The 4,747-nt window shown below is 72.6% G+C and carries 4 protein-coding genes; 2 read left to right on the forward strand and 2 right to left on the reverse strand.

Annotated elements, in window-relative coordinates; genetic code table 11:
• Positions 1-49 precede the first annotated feature (49 nt).
• On the reverse strand, positions 50-1,831 hold the full coding sequence (gene gcl / locus ACFV0G_RS35435) for a glyoxylate carboligase (protein ID WP_380556817.1): 1,782 nt from the start codon (positions 1,829-1,831) through the stop codon (positions 50-52).
• A gap of 206 nt (positions 1,832-2,037) precedes the next feature.
• Here gcl and ACFV0G_RS35440 point away from each other — a divergent pair, with 206 nt between their 5' ends.
• The gene (locus ACFV0G_RS35440; RefSeq protein WP_380556819.1) at positions 2,038-2,778 is read left to right on the forward strand and encodes a PP2C family protein-serine/threonine phosphatase; all 741 of its coding nucleotides are present in this window, start codon (positions 2,038-2,040) and stop codon (positions 2,776-2,778) included.
• A gap of 74 nt (positions 2,779-2,852) precedes the next feature.
• Here the strand turns inward: ACFV0G_RS35440 and ACFV0G_RS35445 are convergent, their stop codons facing one another.
• Entirely contained in the window at positions 2,853-4,187 is a 1,335-nt protein-coding gene (locus ACFV0G_RS35445) for an aldehyde dehydrogenase family protein (RefSeq protein ID WP_380556821.1), read from the reverse strand.
• A gap of 81 nt (positions 4,188-4,268) precedes the next feature.
• Here ACFV0G_RS35445 and ACFV0G_RS35450 point away from each other — a divergent pair.
• A partial coding sequence (locus tag ACFV0G_RS35450) for a MarR family winged helix-turn-helix transcriptional regulator (protein ID WP_380556823.1) occupies positions 4,269-4,747 on the forward strand: 479 nt, incomplete at its 3' end.

Here is a 4,747-nt window from a genome sequence, read left to right on the forward strand (position 1 = left end):
AGTGTATAAGAGACAGCGGCCCGGCCGTCGCGGTGCTTGCGTGCTGCGGTCAGACCGTCAGCGGGCGGATCGCGGTGGGGGCGTGGCCCGGCTCGGTGGCGAGCTCCTCGAACTCGTTCACCTTGTCGATGTCGGCCGCCGCCATGGCGATGTTGGTGACCCGCTCCAGGATCGCCTCGACGATGACCGGCACCCGGTACTCGGCGGCCAGCTTCTTGGCCTCCTCCAGGGCGGGCAGCAGCTGGTCCGGCTCGGTGACCCGGATCGCCTTGCAGCCCAGGCCCTCGGCGACCTTGACGTGGTCGACGCCGTAGACGCCCAGCTCCGGCGAGTTGATGTTCTCGAACTCCAGCTTGACCTGGAAGTCGATGTCGAAGTTGCGCTGCGCCTGGCGGATCAGGCCGAGGTAGGCGTTGTTCACCAGGACGTGGACGTAGGGGATCCGGTGCTGGGCGCCGACCGCCAGCTCCTCGATCATGAACTGGAAGTCGTAGTCGCCGGAGAGCGCGACGACCGGGGTCTCGGGGTCGGCGGTGGCGACGCCGAGAGCGGCCGGGATCGTCCAGCCGAGCGGGCCCGCCTGGCCGCAGTTGATCCAGTGCCGCGGCTTGTAGACGTGCAGCATCTGCGCGCCGGCGATCTGCGACAGGCCGATCGTGGTGACGTAGCGGGTCTCCGGCCCGAACGCCTTGTTCATCTCCTCGTAGACGCGCTGCGGCTTCATCGGCACGTTGTCGAAGTGGGTGCGCCGCTGGAGGGTGGCCCGGCGCTCCTGGGTGGAGGCGGCCCAGGCGCTGCGGTCGGGCAGCCGGCCCTCGGCCTTGAGCTCCTTGGCGACCTGGACGAAGAGCTCCAGCGCGGCCCTGGCGTCGGAGGCGATGCCGTAGTCCGGGGCGAAGATCTTGCCGATCTGGGTCGGCTCGATGTCGACGTGGACGAACTTCCGGCCCTTGGTGTAGACGTCCAGGCTGCCGGTGTGGCGGTTGGCCCAGCGGTTGCCGATGCCGAGGACGAAGTCGGACTCCAGGAAGTTCGCGTTGCCGTAGCGGTGCGAGGTCTGCAGGCCGACCATGCCGGCGTTCAGCTCGTGGTCGTCGGCGATGGCGCCCCAGCCCATCAGGGTCGGGACGACCGGGGTGCCGGTCAGCTCGGCGAACTCGACCAGCAGATCGGTGGCGTCCGCGTTGATGACACCGCCGCCGGCCACGATCAGCGGGCGCTCGGACTCGTTGAGCAGGCCGATCGCCTTCTCGACCTGGGCCCGGGTGGCGACCGGCCGGTAGACCGGCAGCGGCTCGTAGGTCTCCGGGTCGAACTCGATCTCGGTCAGCTGGACGTCGATCGGCAGGTCGATCAGGACCGGGCCTGGGCGGCCGGAGCGCATCAGGTGGAAGGCCTGCTGGAAGACGCCGGGGACCTGGGCCGCCTCCAGGACGGTGGTGGCCGCCTTGGTGACCGGCTTGGCGATGGATGCGATGTCGACCGCCTGGAAGTCCTCCTTGTGGATGCGCGCCACCGGCGCCTGGCCGGTGATGCACAGGATCGGGATGGAGTCCCCGATCGCGGAGTACAGACCGGTGATCATGTCGGTGCCGGCCGGCCCTGAGGTGCCGATGCAGACGCCGATGTTGCCGGGGTGGGTACGGGTGTAGCCCTCGGCCATGTGGGACGCGCCCTCGACATGGCGGGCCAGGGTGTGGTTGATCCCCCCGGACGCCTTGAGGGCGGCGTAGAACGGGTTGATCGCCGCGCCGGGCACACCGAACGCGTTGGTAACGCCCTCGCGCTTGAGGATCTCCACTGCCGCACGGGCGGCTGTCATACGAGGCATCGGCTTACTCCTGCCCGAGGCGGGTTTTCCGCGATACGGAATAGTGATTCTGGAATGCGAAATCAAAGTAAGCCGGGCCGCGGGAGGGCGTCAAGGGCGGTTTCAACAGAACGTTGAGCGGACGGGCGGGCCCCGCTGCTCCGAACCGACAATGGAGGGGTCCCACCGGGGCGCCGGGGAGGGCCGATCAGGAAGGGGCCGGGACGATGCCGCACATCGCCGTCAGCGTGGTGAGCCACGAGGGCCTGATCCGCGACCACAACGAGGACAGCCTGGTCGCCGGCCCCTGGACGCTCTGCGCGACCGTCACCGAGAGCCCGCAGACGCTGCTCTTCCCGCTCGGCACGCCCTGCGTCATCGCCGTCGCCGACGGGCTCGGCGGGCACCCGGCCGGCGAGGTCGCCTCCTCGCTCACCGTCCGGCGCCTCGCCGCGGTCGGCCCGTCGCTCGACACCGAGGACGCCCTCCGGGAGGAGATCCGCGCCTGCAACCGGGCGCTGTACGGCGCGGCCGCCGCCGACCCGGAGTTCACGGCGATGGGCACCACGGTGGCCGGCCTGGTGGTGACCGGCGAGGAGGCGATGGTGTTCAACGTCGGCGACAGCCGGGTGCTGGACGCGGCCGGGCCGGAACTGCGCCAGCTCAGCGTCGACGACAGCCCGCCCCCGCCGCCCGGCCGGCGCACCACCAACATCGTCACCAGCACACTCGGCGGCACCGCCGACCCGCGCGAGGTGGACCCGCACCTCAGCCGCGTCCCGGCCGCGGTCGGCGCCCGCTTCCTGGTCTGCAGCGACGGGCTCACCGACCCCGTACCGCCCGAGGAACTGGCCGCCCTGCTCGCCGCCTACGACGACGGCCGCGCCGCCTTCGAACTGTGGCGGGCGGCCATCGACGCCGGCGGACCGGACAACATCACCCTGGCCCTCGTCCGGATCAACGCCTGAGCGGACCGGACGGGCGGGCGGTCACCCCGCGGCCACCATTGAGAAGCTCAAGTAATTCTCGCCGGGGCGGCCGGTCAGCAGGCTGCGGGAGCCGGCTCCTCCAGCACCGCCTTGCGGTGGCTGAACGTCTCGATCGAGTACCGGCCGTGGTAGCTGCCCATGCCGGACTCCCCCACGCCGCCGAACGGCAGGTCCGGGACGGTCAGGTGGGCCAGCGGCAGGCCGAAGCCGAGGCCGCCGGAGGAGGTCTCCTCGGCGAAGCGCCGGCGGACCTGTGCCGACCCGGAGAACACGTACAGCGCGAGCGGCTTCTCCCGGCCGTTGACGAAGGCGATCGCCTCGTCCGGGCCGGCCACCTCCAGGATCGGCAGGATCGGGCCGAAGATCTCCTCCTGCATCACCGGGGCGTCCGGCGCCACCCCGGTCAGCACGGTCGGCGCCAGGTAGCGCTCCGCCCGGTCGTGGCCGCCGCCGACCACCGCGCGGCCCGAGCCGAGCAGCCCCACCAGCCGGTCGAAGTGCCGCTCGTTGACGATCCGGCTGTAGTGCGGCGCCGCCGCCGGGTCGGCGCCGTACCGGTCCTCCACCGCCGCGGCCAGCGCCTGCGCCAGGGCGGCGGCCGTCGCGGGGTCGGCGAGCACGTAGTCCGGCGCGACGCAGGTCTGCCCCGCGTTCAGGAACTTGCCCGCCACCAGGCGCCGCGCGACCTCCTCGGGGTCGGTGTCCCGGTCGACGAAGACCGGCGACTTGCCGCCGAGTTCGAGCGTGACCGGGGTCAGGTGCTCGGCCGCCGCGCGCATCACCACCCGGCCGACCGCGCCGTTGCCGGTGTAGAAGACGTGGTCGAAGCGCTGCGCCAGCAGCTCGGTGGTCTCCGCGACGCCGCCCTCCACCACCGCGACCGCATCGCTGTCCAGGTACGCGGGCAGCAGCCGGGCCAGCACCGCCGAGGTCGCCGGAGCCAGCTCGCTCGGCTTGGCGACCACCGCGTTGCCCGCGGCGAGCGCCCCGGCCACCGGCGTCAGCAGCAGCTGCACCGGGTAGTTCCACGGTGCGATCACCAGCACCACGCCGAGCGGGTCGTACTGCGTGCGCGCCACCGCACCGCCCAGGTGCGCGGGGACGGGCGCGGGCTCCGGGCGCAGCCACTCGGCCAGGTGCTCCAGGGTGTGGTCGATCTCGCGCACCACGAAGTCGACGTCCGTGCGCTGCGCCTCCTGCTCGCCCTTGCCGAGGTCCGCGCGGAGCGCCTCGGCCAGGTCGGCCCGGTTCTCGGTGAGCAGCGCGCGCAGCCGGTGCAGCTGCGCGGTGCGCCACTCCAGCGGCCTGGTGCGGCCGGTGCGGAAGGTGTCGCGGAGGCGGGCGACGAGGGCGCCGATCGGCTCGGCGGCGGGGACGTGGTCGTTCATGGCGGGGCCCTTCCGGGGGAGAAGGTTGATATCCTCAACTACCTACCCGTTCAGGAAACGGCCGAAAGTTGAGGATGTCAAGTGAATCCCGAGGCTTCGGATCTGGTCGAGCCGCTGGCGCGGGTGGTCCGCGGCTACTACGACGACCTTGCCACGGTGGCCGCCCGGCACGGGCTCAGCACCACCCAGGCGCGCGCCCTGGTCGCGCTGGACCGCCCGCTGTCGATGAGCGCCCTCGCCGAGCACCTGGTCTGCGACGCCTCCAACGCCACCGGCCTGGTCGCCCGTATGGAGGCCCGCGGGCTGGTGCGCCGCCACCCCTCCCCCGAGGACCGGCGCAGCAAGGTCGTCACCCCGACCGAGGAGGGGCGCGCGCTCGCCCGGACGATCCGGGCCGGGATGCACGCCGTGCACGGGGCGCTCGGTGACCTCACCCCGACCGAGCGCGCCGTGCTGCTGCCGCTGCTGGACCTGCTCGGCGAGCGGCTCGCCGACCGCCACCGCCGGGGCGGCCCGGCAGCCGAGCGCCCCGACGCGGGCGGGGCGGGCGGGGGCGGTGG

It is taken from the genome of Kitasatospora sp. NPDC059571 (genome assembly GCF_042735675.1).
GTDB lineage: Bacteria > Actinomycetota > Actinomycetes > Streptomycetales > Streptomycetaceae > Kitasatospora.